Genomic DNA, 23820 nt, shown 5'->3' with positions numbered 1-23820 from the left:
GGCGTCATAAATCGCAGGATTATTCTTTCCTCATAGGTTTAGAAGGTCTTGCTGTAGGAAACGGAGTTTCCATAGGGTCCCAAATCGCTTCTTTTTTTCATATGTATAAAAGATCTCGAAAACTTTTGTTAATATGCACCACTACAGATTCTGTAGCGGCGATTTATAAGGCGCCCATTACCGCGACAGGCACGCTTTTTGACGCTTCTTATTTGGTACCTTTTTACGGAATTGAGCGTTTTCATTTCGATAATATTGCTTTTGTTACTGTCTTTTAGGTTTTTTTTTATGACTTTAATATCCATGTATATTTCGGATATGTTTTTTTATGTGGAAAAACTTTTTAAACCTTTAAAAAATTATTATAAAAAAGCTCTGATAAGTGGAGTTGTCTTAGGTGTTTTCATACTTCTGATTCCACCATTTTATGGAGAGAGCTTTAGTTTTATAAACGATTTGATCGATATGCACTTTCAACGTGCTTTTAAGAATTTTTTAAATACCGATTATTTGGGAAAAAAGGGATTGCTTTTGCTATTTATGATGGGCTTGTTGCTTTTTAAACCTCTAGCTACAGATATTACCATACATGGGGAGGTGGGGGTATTTTTTACATCTACACTTTTCATGGGCGGTTACGGCAGGGGATTTTTTTTTGAGAAGTTTCTTAGGTTTTTAGCCGTAGACTTACCTGCGAGCAATTTCACGCTGGTAGGGACGACCGACTTCATGGCAGGGATTTTACAAGCGTCGCTCACGGCTATACTCCTTATTGTCACTCACGGGATAATATCAGCTCTTTACCATTGATGATCACTTCTAGATCTTTCATTTTCTATTACCCGTTATTTTATGCCACACTCTATGTATACCAAAGAAACTGACGCTACTTTCTTTAAATATAGAAAAACTTATTGAAAAAAATTTTTCCTGTAAGAGTTTATCGAAAATATGAAAGCTCTGATAAAAGCGCCATATCTTTATCTTAAAGAAATCTTTTTCCCGTGCTTGATGAACAAGGTCAGATTAAAGGGTATTATCACTTTAGATGTTGTTCGTGCTATTATGTTCAATCCTCACTCTATGAAAATTTCCGTTAAAGAATTGATGAACAGGCCTGCTGAAATTTTTTCACAGGGGGAGTCCATAGCTTCCATTATGAAGAAATTTGAACGTAGCAATGCATGGAATCTTCCGGTCATCGAGCAGGGAAAATATGTTGGCTTCATATCTAAATCTAAATTGCTCAGCGTCTACCGAAGAAAACTCATGGAGGTAAGCTTCTGAATATAACGCCTATAAAAAAGCATTGGCATTTTATGAAAACTAATATGAGGTTTACGGCAGAGGTTTCAGTCTTATTTTCTTTTTTCTGAATTAAGGAACTCACTCATCTTTCTTTGTCCAAATTTTGAAGAAATAGACGTTTGACAAGTCTATATCATTTTCTTTACTTCGGTCATTTATATTTTAAAATTTCATCGCTTTTAAAAGCTTGTTTTTTAGCATACAGATTGTTCTCAACCGTGAAATCTTGCGGCTCGCGATACAATTTATTCATTGTATATGATGAGAAGTTTTTATTTTTTTTCATCGATTTTTAAAAGAAAGGTTTAAATAATGGTCTAATTATTTAAAATAATAAGTCACCCCATGAGCGTTATTTTATTATTTAGTTGATATTTAAGAACAGTTATAATATCTTTACTATCAAAGATATATGAGATAAAAATAGAGCGAAAAAAGGGGTAAAAAATGCAAGAAAAAAGGTAAATTAGGTCAAAAGCTTACAAAAAATGCTAAGAAAATCAGCTAATAAAAATCAATACAACCTCTTTAAACTACTACTGAAAGAATTTATTGACCTCTCCTATAAATTAGTAAAATTGGGAGACGCTATAGATTGAAAATCCATGAAAAAAATATTTGCACTCTTTGTATCCTACTATGGGTCTCAGTCCAAGCCCGTTCACCTAATGTCCGGATTTCTCATTTTAAAGCAAGTTTATAATTTGAGTGATGAAGCTCACGATGTTTTTTTTGTAAGCGATCTTTATTTCCAATATTTCTGTGGATTAGCGTCCTTTTCAGTGGCGTCTTCTTTGTGATCCCGGTGATCTGGTGCATTTTCGTAAGCTTCTGGATCCTTAGGGTATAGAGAAATTGTTTAAACAGAGTATTGCTTTGTTTCAACAAAAAGTCAAATAAAGTAAAACAGTGTTAGTGGATTCAAGGGTGCAAGAAAGGAACATCACCTACCCAACAGACAATAAATTGCATACAAAAATCATAAAGAAATTCTGGAAGATAGTTCAACAAGAGAATATTAGCTTGAGGAAGAGTTACAGTATTACCCTGAGTTGCAGGTACAGCTTCGTTTGGGTTGTCATTCACATCGGTTCAAAGAAGCCAAAAAGGTTGGTAAGAAGTTCAAAACAATATCCGGACGTCTCTATAGAGACTTGCGCTCGAAACTCAAAACCGATCGCTTACCCCTGAGGAGAGGGTATCATCGCTATTGCATAAAGTACTCAGTCAGCAGCGAGAGAGTAAGCACAAAGTATACAGTTTGCATGAGCCAAGTGTATCATGCATAGTGAAAGCTCACAAGCCATATGAATTTGGAAACAAGATAGGAATAACTACACTTCCCGGGAGTAAAGTAGTAATAGGAATAGCCTCATTTAGAGGGAATCTACACGATAGTATAACTATGCTACCTACGTTAGCGTATGTGGAAATAATGACCGAAAAGCGGTTCAAATATGTGTTAGCCGACAGGGGATACACAGGAGCTAAAGGTTTAGAAAAGATCAGGCTGATCAAACACAATCCATTGAAGAATAAGGGATTAAATAGGTATCAACGAGATAAAAGAAGAAAACAATGCAGCGGTAGATCCACCATAGAACCAATAATTGGGCATATGAAGTCCTCTTGCATGGTAAGGAACTACCTAAAAGGAAAATCGGTAGACTTGATCAACGCGCTTTTGGCAGCAGTGGCATTCAACTTCATCAAGCGTATGAATTTTTGTATCAAAATCTATGAGCTCTTTTTATCCAACTAAGACTATGTAGTTACATAATCCTACAAATTCCCTCTCAATTCCTAAAATAAATCCTTATCCTTAAGGATTGACTATTTATTTGGTATGTTTTAAAAAGTAAGCAAGATCTAAATAAATCTCAGATTCATAATAACATTGACAAATTTTACCTTAAAGTTTATAATTTTTGATCCCATTTTGCTGAAAATTCATCGCACGGTACCTGTAAACTTAAATATATTAAAGTCGCTCGTATGAATAAAATCTCGCTGAAAGAGAGGCAAAATATCACTATATTTGTCTTTCTACGCTCTCTTACTAGCGTAAAGAAGAGCTTTTTTAGATATGTTGTTAAAAAATTTCCAAAGAAATATGAAAGTTCTTAAATTTGGGGGCACTTCTGTAGGTAATCCTTGTTCTATAAAGCAAATTTGTAAAATCCTTAAAGACCAAAATTCAACCCACCGTTACGTTATAATAGTTTCAGCACTTGGAGGCGTTACGGATATGTTGGTTACATGCGGTAAACTCGCTGCTCAAAAGGATGAAAAATACTGCACTTTGCTCGAAGAAATCGAGATGAAGCATATGAGCGCCATACGTGAGCTCTTCTCCGTCGCTCATCAAAGCCATTTAATCAGTCGAACGAAAAAATATTTTAATGCTCTGGAAATCTTTTGTGATAGTATCTTTCACGTGCTAGAGCTCTCCAGACGTTCACTCGATAAGATTATGAGCTTTGGAGAGCTCATTTCTTCTTACCTTATAAGCGAAAAATTAAAAGAATCGGGCTTTAAAGCCAGCTGGAAAGACAGTCGTGAGCTTATCATTACTGATGAATACTATGGAAGTGCGCAGGTAGATCTTATCAATAGCTACGGTCGTATTCAGGATTTTTTCTCAAGAGAGTCTACCCCTTATGTGGTGATGCCGGGCTTCATAGCGGCATCGGCCGAGCATGAGACCACTACTCTCGGACGCGGTGGTTCAGACTATAGCGCGGCTATCGTAGCGGCGGCGCTTAGAGCTGACGCATTGGAGATATGGACCGATGTAAACGGCATGATGACCGCAGACCCCAAGATAGTCTCTCAAGCTTTTACCATTGAAAATCTCTCTTATAAAGAGGCTATGGAACTTTCCCACTTTGGCGCTAAGGTGATCTATCCGCCGACGCTGCAACCCGTTATGGAAAGACGTATTCCTGTTTTTATCAAAAATACCTTTGTCCCTTCAGAAAAAGGAACTTGTATAGCTGAACATAATATGCAGTTAACCAAACCTGTGGTTACCGGTATATCTGGCATACAGAATCTGGTACTTCTTACCCTTGAAGGTAGCGGAATGATCGGTATACCAGGATATTCCAAGCGTCTTTTCGCCACTTTGGCTTACCAAAAAATTAACGTAATTTTTATCACGCAAAGCTCCTCAGAGCATTCCATTACGGTAGGCATAAAAGAAAACGATTTATTGAAGGCTAAGAGCGGTATAGATAGCGAGTTTGCGGAAGAAATTTATCAGAAACGTATCTTGCCGGTTTCGGTGGAAAAAGATTTGTGCATTATAGCCGTTATAGGAGATGATATGAAAAACACGCATGGTACTTCGGGAAGAATGTTTAGCGCCTTGGGTAAAAATAGTATCAACATACGAGCTATAGCACAAGGATCTAATGAGAAAAATATCTCAGCCGTCATTGCAAAAAACAATTTCAAGAAGGCTTTAAACATACTTCATGAAATCTTTTTTGAAAGACCTGCTAAACAGATCAATCTCTTTGTAGTTGGCGCGGGTCAGGTAGGAAGAAAGCTGCTCGAGCAGCTCTCCCGGCAGAGAGATCATCTGATAAAAGAGCTGAAATTGCAAATCAGAATTATCGGACTTGCTAATAGCAAAAATATGTATTTTGAAGAGCTGGGCATGGATCTCGGCAACTGGCAGAAAAGCTTAAAATACGGAGAGCCGATGGCGCTGGAAAATTTTATCAAAAAAATCTATTCCTTAAACTTACGCAATAGCGTTTTCGTAGACAATACCGCCAGTGAAGAGCTAGCTGGTACCTATGCTCAATTTCTCGCAAAAGGAATCGGAGTGATCACTTGCAATAAAATTGCCTGTGCTTCTTCTTATGAATCCTATAAAAATCTGAAAAATTTAGCGCGCTATTTCAATGCTCCTTTCTTTTTTGAAACCAATGTAGGCGCAGGTCTGCCCATTATCAGTACTTTAAACGATCTGGTCCATAGCGGGGATAAGATTCACCTCATAGAAGCGGTTTTATCAGGAAGTCTCAACTTTATTTTTAATAATTTTAAAGCAGATCGCACCTTTGCCGATACTGTTCATGAAGCTCAGGAAAAGGGATATACAGAACCTGATCCGCGTATCGACTTAAGCGGTATAGATGTCATGAGGAAAATTCTTATCCTGGTACGAGAATGCGGAGAGTCTATAGAACTGGACGATATTATTCAAAAATCGTTCCTTCCTGAAGCTTGTGAAAAAGCTAAAAGCGTAGAGGATTTTTATAAATCGATGGTCCGGTATGAGAATCATTTCGTGAAATTACGTGAAGAAGCTGAGAACAACGGAAAGCGTTTGCGCTTTATGGCTAAATATGAGCATGGAAAGGCCTCGGTAGGATTGCAGGCCATAGGAGTTGAGCATCCTTTTTATCAGCTCGAAGGTAAAGATAACATGATCCTTTATACTACACAACGCTATGCCGAACAGCCCTTGATTGTCAAAGGCGCCGGCGCCGGCGCAGAAGTAACTGCTTCTGGAATATTCTCGGACATCATCAAGGCTTCTAGGTGAGATCTATGAAGAAGGGCGTTAAAATATTTGCTCCCGCTACCATTGCCAACGTATCGTGTGGCTTTGATGTCATCGGTCTAGCTCTGGAAGAGCCCGGCGATGAGATCATTCTCAGAAAATCGCAGCGGATGGGAGTATATATTCACAAAATTCATGGAGCGGATCTCTCGAGAGATCCCGATCTGAACGTAGCAGGCGTAGCCTTGAAAAATTTTCTGCGTCAATTGCCAAATTGCAAGGAAGGCCTGGAGGTGGAGATATTTAAAAATATTCAGCCCGGAAGCGGCATCGGCTCAAGCGCCGCTAGCGCCGCGGGGGCTGTGGTAGGCGCCAACGTTTTGTTTGGAGAGCCCTTTACACCTATTGAACTGGTGCGCTTTGCCATGGAAGGAGAGCGGCTGGCCAGCGGAAGCGCCCATGCGGACAATGTAGCGCCCGCTATTATGGGTGGCTTTACTCTTGTAAGAAGCTATCTTCCTTTAGATATTATCGCGCTTCATACACCTGAAGAACTTTGGGCCACGGTTCTTCATCCGAAGATAGAGATCAAAACCTCTGAGGCAAGAGAAATTTTAAAGAAAAAGGTCTTGATGAACGATGCCATTCGGCAATGGGGGAATGTAGGGGCGCTGGTAGCGGGTCTTTACCTGGAAGACTATTCTCTTATCAGCCGTTCCTTGGAAGATTTTATCGTAGAGCCCATACGCTCTATACTAATTCCCGCTTTTCAGGAGCTTAAAATAGAATGCAAAGCCTCAGGAGCTCTTGGCGGAGGTATTTCAGGTTCTGGCCCTTCGGTATTTATGCTAAGTAAGGGAAAGGAAAAGGCGCGAATTATCGCCTCGCGTATGGATAAGATCTACGCAAAACTAGGCGTGGACTACAAAATTTATCTCTCTCCTGTTAATCGACAAGGGGTTAAATGGGAATTTATAAATTGACTTAACATAATCTTCAAACACATATAAGCACTCTAAATAGTAAACGAACATGTTGTATTTTAGCCTAAACAATTCGCGCCACCGTGTAAGCTTTCAAGAAGCGGTCAATAGAGGACTGGCTCCGGATAAAGGCTTGTATTTTCCTGAGAGTATTCCAAAGCTCTCGCGGAGAATTATTCATAATCTTTCAGAGTATGAAATACATGAACTTGCTTTTCAAGTCATTTATCCTTACGTTCAGAATACCTTTAGTAAAGAAGTCCTTCGGGGAATTATTGAAAAAACCCTTAATTTCCCTTTTCCGTTAATTTCCATAGATGAGGACATCCATTCCCTGGAGCTCTTTCACGGCCCAACGCTGGCTTTTAAAGATGTAGGCGCTGCATTTATGGCAGGCTGTTTGGGTCATTTTCAAGAGAAAAATTCAGCGCCCGTCACCGTCTTGGTAGCTACCTCAGGAGATACCGGAGGCGCCGTGGCAAGAGGGTTTTATAAAGTTCCGAAAGTAAAAGTAGTGATTCTCTATCCATCGGGAAAGGTAAGCGAGTTGCAAGAAAAGCAGCTCACAACCCTTGGAGGGAATATAGAGACCCTGGAGATAGAGGGCAATTTTGATGATTGCCAAAATTTAGTCAAATGTGCTTTCCTTGATAAGGAATTGCAAAAAAAGCGCTCGCTTACCTCAGCAAATTCCATTAATGTAGCGCGATGGTTACCGCAGATGTTTTACTATTTTATCGCTTACCGTTCATTGATGGAGAAATCATCTGATAAGAAAATCATTTTTTCCGTTCCCAGCGGGAATTTTGGAAATTTATGCGCCGGTATACTGGCGGCTCAAATGGGGCTTCCCATTGAGCATTTTGTTGCCTCTACAAATAGTAACGATACCATACCGCGTTTTATGGAAAATGGGGTATATGAACCAAAAACGGCGCGAACTACTCTTTCTAACGCTATGGACGTAGCTGATCCGAGTAATTTTGTTCGGATTCTGGAATTGTATCCTGACTTTAAAGATTTGCAAAATAGCATGTCGGCTTATCGTTTCACGGATCCACAGACCATTGAGGCTATACAAAATATCTGGAAAGACAAAGCTTATATGCTCGATCCTCATGGAGCAGTGGGTTATCTGGGTCTACAACGGTACTTAAAGAGAAAAAATCAAGAGCCCTCTGCTCTCGGGGTATTTCTTGAAACGGCCCACCCGGTAAAATTTATCGATAAAATCCCCGAAGAATTGCGCAAGGAAATAATTATGCCCGATGCGCTGAAGGATCTCATGAAAAAGCATAAAAAAGCGAAAAAACTATCTAAGGATTACGAAAACTTTCGAAGTTATTTACTCGATACGCGTTGAATGATTTCTCTCAAAATTCTTCCGCCTCGGAAAGGACTTTTTGAGGTTCGACGGCTTCAAAACTTTCGATATTTTTAAGCTTTCTCTCGATAGCCCGCGTGCGTTTTCCCATAACCTCTTCGAGTTGATTCGAGGCTGTCTGAAGATTGTTCTGAGCTTTTTGAAGCATACCGCCAAATTTTTCAAACTCAGTTTTTACCGCGCTAAGGATCTCCCATACCTGACTGCTGCGTTTTTGAATGGCGAGAGTGCGAAAGCCTATCTGAAGGCTATTGAGCAAAGCAGCTAAGGTGGTGGGGCCGGTAACCACCACCTTATGAACACGTTGTAGTTCTTCCAGCAAAGCGGCTTTTTTTACCACCTCTCCATAGAGGCTCTCAAAAGGCAGGAAGAGAATGCCAAAATCGGTAGTGTGTGGCGGATCGAGGTATTTCTCATTGATGTCTCTCGCCATTTTCTTAAGGGTGTTTTCCAGATTTTTCTGGGCCGATTCGATAGAGTTGCTTTCTACATTATCATAAGCCTGCTGCAATTGCTCGTAAGCATCTTTTGGAAATTTAGCATCTATGGGAAGCCATAAAGGCCTTTGATTATCTAATCCGGGTAGTTTTATGGCAAACTCCACTGTAAAGGAAGATCCCTTACGTGTGATGATATTGGCTTGGTATTGATCAGGCGCCAATAGCTGATCTAAAAGCATGGAGAGTTGCATCTCGCCAAAGCCGCCGCGCATTTTTACGTTGCTGAGAATTTTTTTTAATCCTCCGACATCTTGCGCCAGATGGCGCATTTCGCCCAGGCCTTCTTGCACGGCCGATAATTGTTTACCGACAGCTTCGAAAGAGCGACCTAAGCGCTCATTTAAGGTTTTCTGAAGTTTTTCATCTACAGTCTGACGCACCTGCTCGAGCTTTTTTTCAGTGCCGGCAATGAGCTTTTCCTGCTCTTTTTGTAAATCCTCTAACTTTTCCCGCTGCAAATCTCTTGAGGCGCTGATATCTTTCTCCAGCGCTCTCATGAGTTGTTGGCGAAATCGCATCAGCGATTCGGAAAGCTCTTTTCGTCCCTCTCGGGTGGCCTCGTGAAATTCCCTGCGATGAAGCGCAAATTCTTCCTTAAAACAAGATTCGAGTTTAATCAAGAGATTTCCCATAAGATCTATACGCGCAGAAATACTCTTTAAAGGAGTTAACTCTTTTATTTGCAAATAAATTACAATCTGCAGTATCAGGCAGAGCGTTACAAGTGAAATAAGTATATAAAAGAGTATTTCCATTTTCTTAAGTCGTATAATCTCACCAAAAGTACATCTGTCTTCCGACAGATTCGATTAATATTTGAAATATTCTTTCCCTCTCAGATGGGATGAGAAATAAGTTCAGGCAATTTGATTCCATAAAAACCCTGAACGCTCATCTTGCGTTTTATTTTAGAAGAATTCATAAAATCAATATTTTCTAGCTTTTGAGCTCCTTTATTTTATATTTTAATACCCTTTTTGAAAAATCGAACTCCATTTATCTGCAATTTCCTTGCAGACCTGTTATATTAAATACTTCTTTACCTTAAAAAAGATCAAAAGAATACAAACGGGGAAAAATATAATTCATCTTTAAATTTTTGACATTTGTGAAAAAAATATTGTACAATTATGAAAAAGAGTTTTTTGATTCTATCACTATCTTTAATAGTAGTTTCATGTAAAAATGACAATGATCACAAGATTAGCTTATCAAAAAGGTTTATTATAGATGAGTCAAATAAATATCGTAATTCGATATAAAAAAAGCTGCTGTTGGATAACACCTTGGTCAGAGGTAGATATGAATATACCTTTAGATGTGGTAAGTAAAAATTTGCCGATTTCTGAAAATGCACTAAATATAAAATATAACGAGAAAGAGAATTCCTATCAATCGAGAGTTTTCAACCATAAAAATTATGAAAACGGAACTGAAATTTTGAACGGAGCCTATAAGATGAGCTCTGAAGGGAAATTCCTCTCGGAAGAGGGCGGTGTTTCAGATACACGGCCAAAAAAATAGAGCTAAGAAAAGATGAAAGAGTAGGGCATATTAACCTTTCGTGGTTAAACACAAAAGGTGAAAAACGGACTGTAAAATTCTTTAAGACTATGACAAAAAATCAACATTATGGGACGTATGAGATTGTAAACGACGAAAAGTACCCTACTGAGCTCACTTACAATAATGGATTTCCCAATCTCGAAAATTTCGAAATGAGACCTGATTCCTATAAATATGAGATATGAGAGTGGATTTTTTGAAAAACCCGTGCTTCACAACAGAACTTATATCTTCACAAAGCTCAACTCAGGCGCTTTTAGATATATCTATATACTCGATTATGAAGCGAACACTCATATGGTCATGATTTTATTCTATGATCCGGTTAATTACCATAAAATATGACTTAAAAAGTAATGCAAACTAGATGATAAACACAAAAAACCTCTTTATGGGAGATTTTTTGTTATATTAAATAATTAATTATTATATAATTATTTAATTATAAAATTTAAATGTTACTCATCTCTCAACTCCCTTTCTTTGCAAAGACCCCTTTAAGATCGTTTTGATGCTCCATGGAACTTTAATGCCTGTCTTGTTTCTATTTCATGCTCTTATTTTATAAGTTCTTGTTTTTCATTTATCCTAGACACAGGTTTATTAAGTAAGCTTATCTGTATTTTTAATATCAAAACTATTTTTCCGATTTATTGAAATGCTTTGTTTGTAGTTTCTGCAGTTTATTTCATTTTTACAAAAATTTGTCTTTATCCGAATCTTATGTAAGAAACACACTCAAATGCCACAGCAGAGCCTTGAGGTTATCCTTTCCCCGGAAATGGATCGACTTCTCTCTTTATCTACTTTACTTACCTATGGATTGGCAGATTCTGAAGAAAAACCCGAGAAATTTTTATATGATAAAAATTAATAATATTTTATAGTAAGTATATAAAAAAATATATTATATATAATTATATAAATTTTTATAATTATAATTCCTAATTATGAATAAATATTTTTTTACGAGAATGTGGTATCGCGTCTTATGGCTATAAGCGGGAAAATTTTTGCTTTAACCTTTTGCCGTTTGTTTACGGAAATCTTCTTTTTATAAGAAAACTTGCTCTTTTAAGAAATAATAAAAACTGATAACTCGTGAGAATTATCTTCGTACATTTTATAATGTACTCTTTAAGCGTAATTCTTTTGAAGTTAAAACGAAAAAAAACGCTATGTAACGCAAGAAAATACCTATCGCCGGGCTACAAATATGGAAGACTTTTTTTCCATAAATGGTCACAAGCTTATAGAGGGTAAATATACTACCTCTATTAAAAACCAATAAAGGGCTCTTTTGTATTCTGAGCGCGCAAAAAAAAGAATATCAATTCTATGATTATTAACCTTCGCTACTACAATGAATGGCTACACAAAAATACAATCAGTGACGCCTACCTATATTGACGACATAAAAGGCGAGCTTTAACAGCCCGGAGCTCACCATTAAGAGGAGATTTCATCTCTTCCGATTTAGCCCACTGGAATATTTCTCAAAAAATGTAGGAATAAATAGTTCCAAACTAAAAATCATAGAGTCATAAATCGTGATTATTCACTGGAGTTTTTTTACCGGGGGTCTTATCAGCGCAGGTTTTAGGGCTGATCAAAAGCCCACATTATCTCAAGGAAATAATTCCATCTTGGTAATGCACAATGATGGTATTTTAAAAAGGATTTATATCCTTGATTATGTATCCTTCCCAAAAGGGAACTACAACTACTCTTAGTTGGTGGTCTTATGAAGATTTACACATGAAAAACCCTTATACGGGCGTGATAATCTTTGAAAGCACCCGAGCTGCTCCTGATAGACTATATTAATAAATTCCTCAAGGTAGAGTGGAAGAAGAGCCGGTAAAAGATTTTGTGTTTTTACTCTAAGCTATCACAGCAGGCAAAAGACCTATTTGTTCTTATAAAAACGAATCTCTTTTAAAGGTTTGTACCGATGGACGGAGGTTAAAAATTCTGAGGGTATATAAATGAAAAGTCATAAAAAATGCTTTTATATAGAAATCTTGATATTTTTTGATAGCCTTTATTTTATATGAAGAGTTTTAATAAAATTTCTCTTTTTAAGTTGAGTCATAAGGATATTTAATAAACCCTGACTTCAGAAGTAAAGCTACGTAAATTATGATTTTATATCTAAAGCAAAGCAGTTTGTAACTTAAGTTAGATGCCTTTTCCGTAATTTTTCTATTAAGGGTAAAGAGCTTCAAATCAGAAAGGGATGAGTAACATTCGAGTGTTTTTTTTATAAATCTTTTTTAGATTTATAAAAAGGAATCTATCCTTTCAAGATTTTTCATACCTGTTTTTACATTTGCGGCGGCAAGATGTAAAAGATCTCGTTCTTTAAGGTTTAAATTCAGCTCGATAACACGCTCTATGCCATCGTCGGCCAAGGATTACTGGCGCCCCTAAATAAAACCCCTCTTCCAAGCCATATTCTCCTTGCAAAAAGGCGCGCAACAAGGAAAAATACATTTAGAGTCAATGGTATCTACCATACGTACTATAAACGGAAGCCGGAGCGTAATAAGCCGAATGGTTGTTCTGCTCGATCATTTTGATCTATATTCTTAACATTATTCTTCAATGAATCTCATTTTCTCAAAAGAAAGAAGCTCGCTTAGAGGAATACTTGAAAATCTCGTATAAATCATGGGAATCATCGTCTCGTTATGCGCCCCCTTATAACCAAGCTTTGTACGTTCTGAAGCAGGGCAACCCAGTGCCTCGGCTATGGCAAAACGGTAACGGGCTATATCAAGGATACCAACTATTCCAAATACGTTTTTGAAGCTCATTCTGGGCTTTTCCCTTTTCAGTACAAAAGATGACGATCTCAGCGTTGATCGATAGCACATCTTCACGACTCATGCCCGGTGATACCCTCACGCCTGCCGTAAGAATAATAATTTGAGAGTCCGCCGTTTCACTTATAAACCTTTATCTACTGATGAAATAAAGCGGATTGAACCAGGATAGAAACAGGCGCTTTAGATGATATCCGGAGATTTTCCCTTTGCGATAAACCATGCGCTTTTAGCTAACTTCTCAGCACAGGAAGCGATTACGTTTCCAGCTCCAATGATGGTTATTTTATAAATATCTCACTATTTTTTAGACGCTAGCTTTGAAAAAGTTTCATTTCATCCAGTAGGTTCATTCCTTCTTTAACATGAAGCGCCGAGGTATTCAAAAGTTCTTTTTCGCCTTTATCTAAGTTAAGCTCGATAATGTCCTCTACTCCTTGAGCGCCCAGGACTACCGGCACACCTAAATAAACTTCTTTTAGATCATATTCTCCTTGTAGAAGGACACAGCAAGGTAAAATACGTTTATAGTCCTTAACGATAGCTTCAACCATCTGCGCGGCTGAAGCTCCGGGAGCATACCAGGCTGAGGTGCCCAAGAGGTTTATGATTTCTCCTCCGCCTTTTTTCGTTCTTTCTATAATAGAGGTAAGTCTTTCCTCTTTTATAAGCTCCGTTACGGGAATACCCGATACGCTAGTATAACGGGGTAGAGGCACCATGGTATCGCCATGACCACCGAGCAAAAGCGCCTGAATATCTTGCGGTACACATCCAAGTTCATCAGCCAGAAATGCCCTATAACGAGCCGTATCGAGGACACCGGCCATTCCCAACACGTTTTTTGAAGCCCATTCTGGGCTCTTTCCTTTTTCAATAACCGTGCGATAGGCGGCATAGGTCATCACATCCAGAGGATTTGATACGATAATGATTTTAGCTCGAGGCGAGTGATCTATAATTTGGCTCACTACCGATTGTATAATGCGGGCATTGGTTCCGATGAGATCATCCCGACTCATCCCTGGTTTTCTGGGTAAGCCTGAGGTGATCACTACTACCTGAGAGTTCGTCGTGCGCATATAATCATTCGTTACGCCTAAAACGCGAGTGTTGTAATTACTTATAGGGGCTGACTGCCAAATGTCCAAAGCTTTACCTTCGGCAAGATTTTTCTTAATATCGAGCAGTACGATCTCTTTGACAATATCTCTCTGAGCAATGATATCTGTACAGGTGGTCCCTACGTTTCCGGCTCCCACAACAGCAATTTTCATATCAATATTTTGTTTGAATTATTTTGAATTAACTTATAAGTTAAATAAAATTACTAAAAAATGTACACCACATAAATCTGCGACTGAATATACAAGCGTCACCGTCGTGACTTATAAGAAATTATCGATTAGATAAAAGAGCTCATTTTTAGAGTATTCCTATAAAGGCGAGTTTGTGTTCCTACAATAAGGAAATCGGAAGACTTAGGGATATCTTACAAAGATTTTGTTTTTAATCAGTAACTTATAAAAGTTGTCTTTGTATATTTTCTTAGCAGAGCTAAACTCCGTTTAGATCTCTAAGTAATATTTACAAGCACTTTATTTCGATAATTGGAGGTTTTTTTTCTCTTGAAGTAAGTCTACCTGAAAAAGGATATGGAAAGGCGTCGGATCAGGAGTTAAGAAGTTTACTTGTTTTTAAAAAAATTTTGTATTGCGTTCCAAGTTAAGCTTAGTTCTTTATCCGGTTATGACCATACCTCCCTTTTTCGAAGCGTCGGTGTATTCCATACTCGAAACATTTTTCGATAAAGCAAATGATCTTACAACAAATATCTAACTCTTTTCTTTTAAAGGTAAGAAGCATTCTTTAATAGTATACTATAGGGAATCTTTTCTCTGTCACTTTCAGCCATGATATGTTTAAGATCGATGATATATGTTCAGATCTTGAGTTTACAAGCTGTTTATAACGATTACATGTAAACTTTCCGGATCCTAAAATTAAATATTTACTCTTTTTAACTTTGCAATACTCTGAAGAAGGATTTAGAAAGTAAGAGATAGATAGAAAAAGATGCTAAAAGAGCATTTTTACAGTTCCGGGACGTAGAGCAATCGTCATTTGAACAGAGAATAAATATCTTTATCGATGGGGGATTAAATAAAAAATTTCCCTTTCAAAGTTTAGAAAAGAAGAGAGGATAATCGGCAGTTATTTTTATCAGAACTATTTAAATACAAATCCAGTATGATCATAACCAGAAGAGGGTATATCTTATAGTACTAAATTTATGAGAATATTTGTATCTTATTTTAAATATGTATTCTTAAATAGAAGAGCTCGTATTAAGGTCCTGGCTCCGTGAAGATCTTGAAGATTTGGTTTGCTTGGTCAATAATAAAAAGATATATAAACATTTACTCAGCACCTTCCCTTTTATCCTTATGAGCGCGAAGATGGAAAAAAATGGATTGATTATTGTTTTTTAGGTGATTTTAAAACCCAAAGAAAGAAGACATTCGTATATTTGAGGATATTTTTTAGAAAAAAAACACCATGTGTCAACTTTTTCGCACTTCTCATGTCGTCTTTATTCTTTTTTCCTTCTCGATCTCCCCTTGCTCATATGCCCAAGAAAAACTAGAGAGGATCGCTGCGGTGGTCGGAGATGAAATCATTTTGGAGTCGGAAATCCAAGAAGGAATTTCCAATAATAGAGCCCGGGAAAAAACTACTCCTGAGGATCCCTGTAAGTTTTTTGAAGAAATGCTCAGCAATCGAATGCTTCTTTATTATGCTAAGAAGGATACTGACCTGAGGGTAAATGATCAGCAAGTGCAGTCCGGGGTGGAAGAAATTGTCAAAGGTCTTGAAAGACAAGCCGGAGGCAAAGAAGGTTTACTTAAAACTTATGAAAGAAGCACTCTGGGTGAGATACGTGAAGAAATCGGTACGCTGATTAAAAATCGTCAATATATTCAGGGTCAATACGAAAGTATCACTAAAGATATAAATGCGAGCCCTCAGCAAGTAAGGAATTTCTATGAAAAAAATAAAGATCGACTTACTGAAATTCCTGAACAGTTTGAGCCGGCACAAATCGTCTTTTTTCCTCGTCTTACCCACGTGCACCGAGGAGAGATTATTAATCAACTTAAAAAAATGAAAGAAGATATACTTCAGGGGGAAAGTTTTGCTACCAAAGCCATCGCAAATTCAGAAGATCCGGGATCTGCCATTGACGCGGGACTTATAAAGAATATCAAGCGTGGACAAATGATAAAGGAATTCGAGGTGGTAGCCTTCTCTATCGAAGAAGGGGAAATCTCCGAACCTTTTGAGACTGAGTTCGGCTTTCATATACTGCAGTTGGAAAAAAGAAAAGAACAAGAAGTGGATGTTCGCCATATATTGCTCAGACCTAAATACACCGATGAAGAAATAAAGACTGCCAAGGCCTTGGCTGATTCGGTTTATACCCTTTTAGCCGAGAAAAAAATCAGTTTTGAGGAAGCAGTTAAAAAATATTCCGCTGAAAAATCTGAAAAAACTAATGACAGTCGCATGAAAAATCCTGAAACAGGTGTCGATCGCTTTGAAAAGAGCCAATTACCTTTAAATACAGCTGTTTATATAGCAAATTTGCAAGAAGGAGAGCTGAGCAAACCTTATGAAGAAGAATATGACGGCCATAAAGTTTATGTTATTCTAAAACTCATAAAGCACATTCCTGCGCATAAGGTTTCGTTTTTACAAGATTATCAACAACTTAAGCGTATGACAGAAAGTTCTCAGAAGAGAGAAAAACTAAGTAGCTGGATACGTAAGCGTATCGATGACGTTTTTATTAGAATCGGAAAGGATTACCAAGCTTGCTCATTTGAAAACAATTGGCTAAAAAAATAAAACTTTTTTAAAAATACTTTTCCAGTAGATTTTTCAAAATCGCCAAGCTTTCCGTATCAGGAACTCCTGAATGATCTGAAGGTCTGAAGTGCATCTGAAAAGCTTGAATTACTTTTTCCGTTCGCTCATCAAGAATGCCGCTTTCCTCTAGAGCATAGCCATATTTTTTCAAGTCTTGTTGTAGTTTAAGTATATTGAGCTCCTGATTTTGAAGCTGAGTATGAAGTTCTTTTACGCGATCCTCGTCGTACCAAGCGCCTATACCCGCCTGATAGAGCTGTTTCCACGGAAAGAGAATTCCGGGATCTTGCTTTCTTCCGGGAGCTATATCACTATGTCCTACGATGGCTGTAGGGTGAATTTTATAACGATCTATGATATCTTTAGCGAGTTTCTTAATCATTTGAATTTGATAAGGGGTAAAAGGAAACCAAAGACGTCCCTGAGGTTCGTCTTTATAGCCCAAATTAACTATCTCGATTCCTATGGAGGTGTCATTTAAATTGCTTCTTCCTTGCCAGGAGCTCACTCCTGCGTGCCAAGCCCGATCATGCTCTGAAACCAGAAGAAATAGCTTATTTTTTTTATCTAATGGTGTTTGTGGAACGAGGTAATGCGCGCTTACTCCTTGTTGAGTTAAGATTCTGAGAGAGCTTTCAAAGTCGAGCGCCGTGTAATGCATCACCAGAAAACGAACACGAGAGTTAAAAGATTTCGCTGGGTAATTTTTATCTATAGAAAAGGAAAATTTGCGTGCTGTTCCACAAGCGGTAAAAAGAGATATCAACAGTATAAAAGGAAAAATTCGAAATAAGCTTTTTTCAAGGAAATCTTTGTAAAATCTCATAAATCAAGTGATTAAAAAAATCATACTTACCCTCCAAAGTCGTCAAAACGAACATTCTCTTTAGGAATACCAAAGCCATCGCACATCTTCACTACGGTCATATTCATCATAGGTGGACCGCGGAAATAATATACATCCTCAGGGATCTCGTGATCTTTAAGGTAATTATCTATTAGGGCTTGATGTACAACTACTAAAGCCTTCTCCGCGGTTATCATCAATACTTTTTAGTACCCGCTGATCTTCCGCAAAGGTTCGGAAAGGACAATATAAAACTTAAAATTCATAAACTCGCGCTCAATAGCTCTCAAATCTTCAAGATAAAAGAGTTCACGCTTGGAGTGCCCTTAATACCAAAAAACTTTTCTCTGTGTTTTTTCGTATGAAATATATGGAATAGATGCGAGCGCATAGGCGCCATTCCTGCTCCTCCGTCGATATAGATCATCTCTGCATCGGAGCTCTCATTGATAAAGAACTCTCCGTAAGGTACTGATATAAAGACTTTATATCCGGGTTTTCTTGAGAGTATATAGGAAGAGAAAATGCTTATATTTACCAGTCCAGACGCCGCTGGCTTTGTCAAAAGGGGGCGTGGCTACACGCTACATTGAGCATGACGATATTTCCTTCCGTTGGCGAATTTCCCATAGAATAAGAATGTACTATGGGTTTGTGGTTACTCATCTTAAGATCCCAGAGTTTAAATTTGTTCCATTCCAGACGGAATTTATCCGGCTCAGTGTGGTGCTTGGGACGAGCTTCAATATCTATAAAATCAAAGTTTTCACCCTCGGGTAATTGCACGATAAACTCCTTGATAAAGGAAGCTACGTTATAATTGAATTAAACGGTATATTCCCATTTCCTAATCCCAAAGACTTCTTCGTGAATTTGAATCTCTAGATCTTGTTTAACTTTTACATAGAAGTCTAGTAGCCAGTGATTTTCTTTTTCCTTTCATGTAAAATGAGACTCTTCCGTAGGAAAAAATATCACCACCTCCCGAAATACCTGACACTTGCATTGGTTTCTATCTCTTGATAAGCTTTATTAATACCTTTATTTAGATTTTCATGAAATTTAGGATGACTCTGATTCTCGTAGTGTATGAACAGTGCCACTGATAAAATTATCTAGTTGCTCTTCTAAATTATTTATTTAATCTCTATTAAACGTATGTTGAAAAATGCAACTTCATTTCCGAATTTTTCGATTTCTTTTTCAGCGTTGTCTATCTATTTATTGCGATCGCTTTTATGCTCAGTCGGAACTTGATGTAAATACTATTCTTCTAAATAGGTCTTACAAATATAAAAATCAATCTCCCAAAAATGTTTTCGTTCTAGTTCCGTAATTTCATCGAAAGCAATAGCTCCTCTGTAGATTTTTATATCATGGTAATTATAATAAATAATTATTAATAATATTATTAAAACTATATTTTTCCACAATAATTTTATAATTATTTAAAATTTATTTTTTAATAATAAATTGTTAAAATAAGTATTCTAATCGAATTTTTTAGTCTGCGAATGAAAAATAAATATGAATGGCTGATCAGGTACAATGGGATTCATGATAATGTATTACATAAATATTAAGAACGAAAATAGTAAATGATCCCTTATTCAAGACTTCTGAGTGCAGGTAATTTTAATAAAGAATTTATTTTTATTATTATTACATTATCAAAATATGCACATGGGCATTTTACGAACTATTTTTCTATTTTTTGTCTGTATACTTTTTTCTTTCTCTTGTAATGATGAGGATCATGTTCAACGGGCAACGTATGTAACAGAGCATTCCTATGGATTTTATAAAATTTATCAGCAACCAAAAGGTGTAGAAGCTCCGTATATTAGCTTTAAGAGAAGCGACAATAGCTTTCAAGAGTATTATTATTTACCTAAGCAAGGAGAAAATCGAAATAAAAAAGGCGGTCTGCTTATTCAAAGAAAAGGAAAAGTGGAATTGTATCTAAAAGCTCTTTTTTATGGCAGCGTTTATGAGGTAGGTCTCAGGGCTTGTCTTTATAGAAATAACAAATGCTATCCTCTCCCGGCGCTTATTGAAAAAGGGCAACCCTATATTAATAGGGTTGCGAAATTTGAAAAAGTGCCTTTTGATGTCGAGGCTAATGATAGGCTTTTTATATTCCCTATAGATTCTTCCTATGATATGATTGTGCCTTATGCCTTGATCGATGTGATCGTTTATTTTAAGGACGCTGTTTTAAAGTGAATTTTATAAGCTGTAGCGATGAGCTCTTTTATCAGGAAATCTCGGTTTCATTTTTTCAAATCATACGTAATAAGTTGATTACGTGTATTTAAAAATGCTGTTTTACTACTACCACTGATGCTTTATAAAGAATTTATTAATGCTGATTTCAACTTTTCTTGAGGATCTTTTTTAATTGGATCCCTATTAAATAAATAGGAAAATATTTTTAATACTATTATATATATTTTTAAAAGAGTAGCGCTTTAATGCAGCGTTTTCTTTTTCGAATTTCTTCAACCGTTCCTTAAGAGTTTCATTTTTTAATTTTTTTACTTCTGCTTGATGTTCATCAAAGCTTTTACTCACTTCTGCTTCGAGTTCCTTAATTTTCTTATCAAGGCTGCTCGGCATCGCAGATTCATTTTAAGCATTCAGTTCAAGAGAGTGATTATCTTCTTGTTTTGATAATGAATTCAGATCAAAATCATGATCCCATTCTAGCTCTTGTTCTTCTTTTTCTCCCATGCTCGGATTACCATATTCTGGTATAACGTAGCTTGACTCTTTCATCTTGACTCTTTCATATTGTGAAATATTTATTTAACATATAATTCTAAAATACCAAATAAAAATAAATAATCTCGATATTTTTCTTCCTAAAGATATATTTTATTTGTTTTGATTTTTTGTTTATCCTTCTTGATAAGCTGCTATTTTTAACGGAAAATTTTTATGTTTTTCATAAAATATTTTTTATAAAACATTGTTTAATAAGTGTTTATATTTTTGGAATACATAGCCTATACTTTTTAAGTATAAAAATTCTCAAAACTCATGTCTGTATAGCTTCATAAAATGACTCAATCCCTATTCGTTATAAAAATCACCATACAGACTATTTAAGATACATATCATAAAGTTTGTTTTCCATAAAGAGGAATGATTCTTTTTTATGGCAAACTTCACCTTGTGAAAAGGATATATAAGCAAGAGAAGTTTCAGATATCGAAAATACTCCTTATACTTTTTTAAAGGGGGGGGGGAGTAGGTATTAAGCATTATATTCTCTTAAAATTTAAACAATTTAGGTTAATAAGTTATTTACTATAAATGATTTATGAATTTACTAACTATTCGAAATAAAACCATTTCATACCCTAGACTTCCTTGCTCTCGCAACTCTAATAAGGTTGAAGATTTACATTTTTCGACAGTGAGAGCTCCGGAGAATTTGCAATCTTTACAGTAAATAGGTCTTATCAGGGGATCATTATCTTTCACAAATAGAAAAAGCCATTTCCTTTCACAAAATACCTTATCGGAAACCTTTATAAAGGGCTATTTTAAAGACCTCTTATTATTAAGAACCCCCAGTAGATCCAGACACCTTATATATCTTTAAAGAAATCTTACCCCTGATAAGACAAAGACATTTTTCTTTTATAAAATGGGAAGAAAAAATTTATACCGAATGGGTATTTAGAGTGCCTTTTCGAGGCAAGAGATTGATTTAAACAGCTTGTTTCATCCTCAGAATATGGTTCACAAAAGAGAAGGCTTTTCCTCTTGTGAGGGAGAGGGTGATTATTTTTCTGAAAAAGATTACTCTCGCGAGAGTTCTCAAGCTTCCTGGATGGCCAGAAAATGTGATAAAAATGATGAGATAAAAGAGAAGGATTTGGCAATTTTAGGCTCTTCTGATGAGTAACTTTCCCTAATGGGAATAAGATACATTGATTATAATCTTTTCTTCTCATTGAAGAGTTATATCTACTTTTGTCTACTTAATTGCTAATCTTTCAGTATATTTTCAAACATTTCAGGACATTTAGCTCAGATGGTTTAGAGCGCTACCTCGACAAGGTAGAGGTCATCGGTTCGATTCCGGTAATGTCCACCATTTATTAAAAAAAAAGAGCGCTCATAAAAATTTCAGCCCTGATGATCAAAAAATTCATTTTGTCAACGGAATAAACTCATCAGGATAGCGACTATTTCAAAACCGAGCGAATTTTTAAAAAGCTTCAATAAGCGCTTATATCTTTAAAAATTCAAGAGAAAACATTTACATTTTTGATAACTCTTTTATCATTTATAATATGATAAAAAACAACGAGTGGCTAAAGAATTTTTTTTTAGGGTAAAACTCTTCCATATAGATCCTTACTGGTGAGAAAAGTTTAAATTCTCGCCAAGAAATATTTTTGTTTTGATTCATTCTTCTTCAAAGCCTGTATACGGTTTACGCCCCTTAATAGAGGCTATAGAATCAGGTAAGACCCTTAATAAACTTTTTCTTCAGAAAGGTCTGCGGGGAGCAAACTATCAAATTTTGCATGAGTTGATCAGAAAGCATCGCATCCCTTTCCAGGGCGTTCCTTTGGAAAAACTCAATCGACTCACACAAAAAAATCACCAAGGAGTTTTTGCCTTTATGTCTCCCGTGGATTTTTACCGACTTGAAGATCTGCTTCCTCAGATTTATGAAGCGGGCAAGACGCCTTTATTGCTCGTATTAGACGGAATTACCGATGTGCGCAATTTCGGCGCTATTGTTCGTACGGCCGAATGTGGGGGGGTTGATGCGGTAATCATCCCCGCCAAGGGAGCAGCCCCTGTAAATGATGATGCAATTAAAACCTCTGCGGGAGCGATTTTCAAGCTACCTGTTTGTAAGGAAAACGATCTTGTAAGAAGCTTGCGTTTTTTAAAAAATTCCGGCGTACGCCTTATAGCAGCCACCGAGAAAGCCGGCGCCATTTTTTATAAGTCGGAACTTTTGGGACCTTTAGCCATTATTTTGGGGAATGAAGAAGAAGGAATTTCTTCCTCTTGCTTGGCCCTTGCCGATGAACGCTTAAAATTGCCCGTTCTTGGGGAAATCACCTCGTTAAATGTTTCCGTTGCCAGTGGAGTGCTTCTCTACGAGACTATGCGCCAGCGCTTAGGCCTCTAAAAGTTCAACGAATAATTTTTCAGGGGTTTTTGTGAAATCATTTAAAAAACTCGCCAAAACCCCATTGGTCCAGCCAAAGCCGTCCTAAACTTGGTATTCTCCTCCTGAGGTCAATTCGATGTCTACCACATTGTATTTCTCGAGTAATCTGGTTTCTTTGTATACTTTTTTATTCAGGAAAATCCATATATTTCGCACCTCATCAGCCAATTGATGATATCCGTAATTTCCAGTGGTTTAACGGCTATATGTTGTATAGGAGTCCATCCGTTAGGTGCGTCCCATTGCTGACCGCTTTTGAAAGTAGTGGTAAGAAAATCGCCGATTTTCAAAAATTTCTTCTCTAAGAGCTCGGCGCAACTTTTAGCTTGATCTTTATCATCTATCTTAAAAAAAAGGGGGATAGCTTCCCGCTAAGGATTAGTTTTTTGTGTGTTTTTTTCGAAAAAATCGTAATCATAGAAAAAAAATCTTCTTTACAAGAAGTAGAAAGAATCCGATCTTCACGATTTTTGGCCTTTATTTTATTTGGCCTTTATTTTATAATGACAGTATTTTACCGGATCTTTTTTAGCCTTCGGATAAGCAAAGGGTTTTTTCCAGTCGGTAGAGCAAGCAGTTGAGCTCTACGGGTAAGAGATGCATAGTGATGATGCTTTCGAGCTTTCCAGAATCTTTTAACCATTGTGAGCTGAAATCCCAGCCGGATTCGCAAGCACTTCGTATCGTAAAATCGTGAAATTTTCCTCAGGATGGCGCTCAAATGCTGAGGTTATCTATAATCCGTGGCA

The 23820-nt window shown here is 36.9% G+C and carries 23 protein-coding genes, 1 tRNA gene and 2 pseudogenes; 16 read left to right on the top strand and 10 right to left on the bottom strand.

Annotated elements, in window-relative coordinates; translation table 11 throughout:
• The first annotated feature begins 125 nt into the window (after nucleotides 1-125).
• From CS842_RS06775 to thrC, 8 genes are all read left to right on the top strand, one after another.
• On the top strand, nucleotides 126-278 hold the full coding sequence (locus CS842_RS06775; RefSeq protein ID WP_195909810.1) for a hypothetical protein: 153 nt from the start codon (nucleotides 126-128) through the stop codon (nucleotides 276-278).
• A gap of 10 nt (nucleotides 279-288) precedes the next feature.
• Nucleotides 289-810 carry a chloride channel protein gene (locus CS842_RS00750; RefSeq protein ID WP_146037413.1) on the top strand — a complete coding sequence of 174 codons (522 nt, stop codon included), beginning with the start codon at nucleotides 289-291 and terminating at the stop codon, nucleotides 808-810.
• Between the two features lie 141 nt (nucleotides 811-951).
• Complete coding sequence (locus CS842_RS00745; protein ID WP_103326806.1) at nucleotides 952-1287, top strand: CBS domain-containing protein; 336 nt, start codon at nucleotides 952-954, stop codon at nucleotides 1285-1287.
• Nucleotides 1288-1913: 626 nt separating this feature from the next.
• Nucleotides 1914-2108 carry a transposase gene (locus CS842_RS07680; RefSeq protein ID WP_103326804.1) on the top strand — a complete coding sequence of 65 codons (195 nt, stop codon included), beginning with the start codon at nucleotides 1914-1916 and terminating at the stop codon, nucleotides 2106-2108.
• Between the two features lie 488 nt (nucleotides 2109-2596).
• Nucleotides 2597-3070 carry a transposase gene (locus tag CS842_RS00735; protein WP_195909809.1) on the top strand — a complete coding sequence of 158 codons (474 nt, stop codon included), beginning with the start codon at nucleotides 2597-2599 and terminating at the stop codon, nucleotides 3068-3070.
• A gap of 351 nt (nucleotides 3071-3421) precedes the next feature.
• A complete protein-coding gene (gene thrA / locus CS842_RS00730) occupies nucleotides 3422-5869 on the top strand; it encodes a bifunctional aspartate kinase/homoserine dehydrogenase I (protein ID WP_103326799.1) in 2448 nt (815 codons plus the stop codon).
• Nucleotides 5870-5874: 5 nt separating this feature from the next.
• Nucleotides 5875-6810, top strand: coding sequence for a homoserine kinase (locus tag CS842_RS00725; RefSeq protein ID WP_103326796.1), 936 nt, complete (start codon nucleotides 5875-5877; stop codon nucleotides 6808-6810).
• A 49-nt stretch (nucleotides 6811-6859) separates the two neighbouring features.
• On the top strand, nucleotides 6860-8173 hold the full coding sequence (thrC, locus tag CS842_RS00720; RefSeq protein WP_103326795.1) for a threonine synthase: 1314 nt from the start codon (nucleotides 6860-6862) through the stop codon (nucleotides 8171-8173).
• A 10-nt stretch (nucleotides 8174-8183) separates the two neighbouring features.
• On the opposite strand, the gene CS842_RS00715 is transcribed toward thrC, so the two are convergent.
• Nucleotides 8184-9449 (bottom strand): DNA recombination protein RmuC, encoded by a 1266-nt coding sequence (locus CS842_RS00715; protein WP_103326793.1) that lies wholly within the window; start codon nucleotides 9447-9449, stop codon nucleotides 8184-8186.
• Between the two features lie 475 nt (nucleotides 9450-9924).
• Between CS842_RS00715 and CS842_RS00710 the strand changes: the two genes are divergently transcribed.
• The 3 genes from CS842_RS00710 (at nucleotide 9925) to CS842_RS07340 (ending at nucleotide 11134) form a co-directional block, all read left to right on the top strand.
• Nucleotides 9925-10218 (top strand): hypothetical protein, encoded by a 294-nt coding sequence (locus tag CS842_RS00710; protein WP_103326791.1) that lies wholly within the window; start codon nucleotides 9925-9927, stop codon nucleotides 10216-10218.
• Between the two features lie 216 nt (nucleotides 10219-10434).
• Nucleotides 10435-10605 carry a hypothetical protein gene (locus tag CS842_RS06770; RefSeq protein ID WP_195909808.1) on the top strand — a complete coding sequence of 57 codons (171 nt, stop codon included), beginning with the start codon at nucleotides 10435-10437 and terminating at the stop codon, nucleotides 10603-10605.
• A 397-nt stretch (nucleotides 10606-11002) separates the two neighbouring features.
• A complete protein-coding gene (locus tag CS842_RS07340; protein WP_265614241.1) occupies nucleotides 11003-11134 on the top strand; it encodes a hypothetical protein in 132 nt (43 codons plus the stop codon).
• Nucleotides 11135-12542: 1408 nt separating this feature from the next.
• On the opposite strand, the gene CS842_RS07335 is transcribed toward CS842_RS07340, so the two are convergent.
• The 4 genes from CS842_RS07335 to mdh all read right to left on the bottom strand — a co-directional run bounded on the left by CS842_RS07335 (nucleotide 12543) and on the right by mdh (nucleotide 14365).
• Complete coding sequence (locus CS842_RS07335) at nucleotides 12543-12674, bottom strand: hypothetical protein (protein WP_265614242.1); 132 nt, start codon at nucleotides 12672-12674, stop codon at nucleotides 12543-12545.
• A 183-nt stretch (nucleotides 12675-12857) separates the two neighbouring features.
• Complete coding sequence (locus CS842_RS00700; protein ID WP_103326788.1) at nucleotides 12858-13079, bottom strand: Rossmann-fold NAD(P)-binding domain-containing protein; 222 nt, start codon at nucleotides 13077-13079, stop codon at nucleotides 12858-12860.
• Nucleotides 13039-13215 carry a lactate/malate family dehydrogenase gene (locus tag CS842_RS00695; RefSeq protein WP_103326787.1) on the bottom strand — a complete coding sequence of 59 codons (177 nt, stop codon included), beginning with the start codon at nucleotides 13213-13215 and terminating at the stop codon, nucleotides 13039-13041. The genes CS842_RS00700 and CS842_RS00695 overlap by 41 nt, the downstream gene beginning before the upstream one ends.
• 187 nt (nucleotides 13216-13402) lie before the next feature.
• Nucleotides 13403-14365: a malate dehydrogenase gene (mdh, locus tag CS842_RS00690; RefSeq protein WP_103326785.1), complete on the bottom strand. Its 963-nt coding sequence runs from the start codon at nucleotides 14363-14365 to the stop codon at nucleotides 13403-13405.
• 1282 nt (nucleotides 14366-15647) lie between these two features.
• On the opposite strand from mdh, the gene CS842_RS00685 reads away from it, so the two are divergent.
• Complete coding sequence (locus CS842_RS00685; protein ID WP_103326784.1) at nucleotides 15648-16997, top strand: peptidylprolyl isomerase; 1350 nt, start codon at nucleotides 15648-15650, stop codon at nucleotides 16995-16997.
• A gap of 7 nt (nucleotides 16998-17004) precedes the next feature.
• Here CS842_RS00685 and CS842_RS00680 read toward each other — a convergent pair whose 3' ends face one another.
• Both CS842_RS00680 and nqrF read right to left on the bottom strand, forming a co-directional pair.
• Nucleotides 17005-17784 carry an N-acetylmuramoyl-L-alanine amidase gene (locus CS842_RS00680; RefSeq protein ID WP_241518394.1) on the bottom strand — a complete coding sequence of 260 codons (780 nt, stop codon included), beginning with the start codon at nucleotides 17782-17784 and terminating at the stop codon, nucleotides 17005-17007.
• An 86-nt stretch (nucleotides 17785-17870) separates the two neighbouring features.
• Nucleotides 17871-18873 (bottom strand): annotated as a pseudogene (nqrF, locus tag CS842_RS07555) (NADH:ubiquinone reductase (Na(+)-transporting) subunit F); the annotation flags it as partial.
• A gap of 675 nt (nucleotides 18874-19548) precedes the next feature.
• Between nqrF and CS842_RS00660 the strand changes: the two are divergent.
• Complete coding sequence (locus tag CS842_RS00660) at nucleotides 19549-20091, top strand: hypothetical protein (protein WP_103326774.1); 543 nt, start codon at nucleotides 19549-19551, stop codon at nucleotides 20089-20091.
• A gap of 405 nt (nucleotides 20092-20496) precedes the next feature.
• Here CS842_RS00660 and CS842_RS06765 read toward each other — a convergent pair whose 3' ends face one another.
• Complete coding sequence (locus CS842_RS06765) at nucleotides 20497-20643, bottom strand: hypothetical protein (RefSeq protein ID WP_195909807.1); 147 nt, start codon at nucleotides 20641-20643, stop codon at nucleotides 20497-20499.
• A 967-nt stretch (nucleotides 20644-21610) separates the two neighbouring features.
• On the opposite strand from CS842_RS06765, the gene CS842_RS06760 reads away from it, so the two are divergent.
• The 3 genes from CS842_RS06760 to rlmB all read left to right on the top strand — a co-directional run bounded on the left by CS842_RS06760 (nucleotide 21611) and on the right by rlmB (nucleotide 23029).
• Complete coding sequence (locus CS842_RS06760; protein ID WP_195909806.1) at nucleotides 21611-21781, top strand: hypothetical protein; 171 nt, start codon at nucleotides 21611-21613, stop codon at nucleotides 21779-21781.
• A 114-nt stretch (nucleotides 21782-21895) separates the two neighbouring features.
• A tRNA-Val gene (locus CS842_RS00645) sits at nucleotides 21896-21973 on the top strand.
• A gap of 309 nt (nucleotides 21974-22282) precedes the next feature.
• On the top strand, nucleotides 22283-23029 hold the full coding sequence (gene rlmB / locus CS842_RS00640; RefSeq protein ID WP_103326768.1) for a 23S rRNA (guanosine(2251)-2'-O)-methyltransferase RlmB: 747 nt from the start codon (nucleotides 22283-22285) through the stop codon (nucleotides 23027-23029).
• Nucleotides 23030-23113: 84 nt separating this feature from the next.
• Here rlmB and CS842_RS07675 read toward each other — a convergent pair.
• Nucleotides 23114-23415, bottom strand: a pseudogene (locus CS842_RS07675) (trehalase family glycosidase).
• 184 nt (nucleotides 23416-23599) lie between these two features.
• The gene (locus CS842_RS07670; protein ID WP_146037420.1) at nucleotides 23600-23755 is read right to left on the bottom strand and encodes a trehalase family glycosidase; all 156 of its coding nucleotides are present in this window, start codon (nucleotides 23753-23755) and stop codon (nucleotides 23600-23602) included.
• Between the last annotated feature and the right edge of the window lie 65 nt (nucleotides 23756-23820).

The sequence above is a fragment of the Bacteroidetes bacterium endosymbiont of Geopemphigus sp. genome, assembly GCF_002904345.1.
Lineage (GTDB): Bacteria > Bacteroidota > Bacteroidia > Flavobacteriales > Blattabacteriaceae > GSPS2-BC2016.
Note: the sequence above shows the minus strand (reverse complement) of the source record. Positions and strands in the feature narration are given on the sequence as shown.

Bases quoted from the DNA above. Each gene is read 5' to 3' on its own strand.
- CS842_RS00750 (WP_146037413.1), top strand. From the start codon at position 289: ATGACTTTAATATCCATGTATATTTCGGATATGTTTTTTTATGTGGAA.
- CS842_RS00745 (WP_103326806.1), top strand. From the start codon at position 952: ATGAAAGCTCTGATAAAAGCGCCATATCTTTATCTTAAAGAAATCTTT.
- CS842_RS07680 (WP_103326804.1), top strand. From the start codon at position 1,914: ATGAAAAAAATATTTGCACTCTTTGTATCCTACTATGGGTCTCAGTCC.
- thrA (WP_103326799.1), top strand. From the start codon at position 3,422: ATGAAAGTTCTTAAATTTGGGGGCACTTCTGTAGGTAATCCTTGTTCT.
- CS842_RS00725 (WP_103326796.1), top strand. From the start codon at position 5,875: ATGAAGAAGGGCGTTAAAATATTTGCTCCCGCTACCATTGCCAACGTA.
- thrC (WP_103326795.1), top strand. From the start codon at position 6,860: ATGTTGTATTTTAGCCTAAACAATTCGCGCCACCGTGTAAGCTTTCAA.
- CS842_RS00715 (WP_103326793.1), bottom strand. From the start codon at position 9,449: ATGGAAATACTCTTTTATATACTTATTTCACTTGTAACGCTCTGCCTG.
- CS842_RS00710 (WP_103326791.1), top strand. From the start codon at position 9,925: ATGAGTCAAATAAATATCGTAATTCGATATAAAAAAAGCTGCTGTTGG.
- CS842_RS06770 (WP_195909808.1), top strand. From the start codon at position 10,435: ATGAGATATGAGAGTGGATTTTTTGAAAAACCCGTGCTTCACAACAGA.
- CS842_RS07340 (WP_265614241.1), top strand. From the start codon at position 11,003: ATGCCACAGCAGAGCCTTGAGGTTATCCTTTCCCCGGAAATGGATCGA.
- CS842_RS00700 (WP_103326788.1), bottom strand. From the start codon at position 13,079: ATGAGCTTCAAAAACGTATTTGGAATAGTTGGTATCCTTGATATAGCC.
- mdh (WP_103326785.1), bottom strand. From the start codon at position 14,365: ATGAAAATTGCTGTTGTGGGAGCCGGAAACGTAGGGACCACCTGTACA.
- CS842_RS00685 (WP_103326784.1), top strand. From the start codon at position 15,648: ATGTGTCAACTTTTTCGCACTTCTCATGTCGTCTTTATTCTTTTTTCC.
- CS842_RS00660 (WP_103326774.1), top strand. From the start codon at position 19,549: ATGGGCATTTTACGAACTATTTTTCTATTTTTTGTCTGTATACTTTTT.
- CS842_RS06765 (WP_195909807.1), bottom strand. From the start codon at position 20,643: ATGAAAGAGTCAAGCTACGTTATACCAGAATATGGTAATCCGAGCATG.
- CS842_RS06760 (WP_195909806.1), top strand. From the start codon at position 21,611: ATGGTTCACAAAAGAGAAGGCTTTTCCTCTTGTGAGGGAGAGGGTGAT.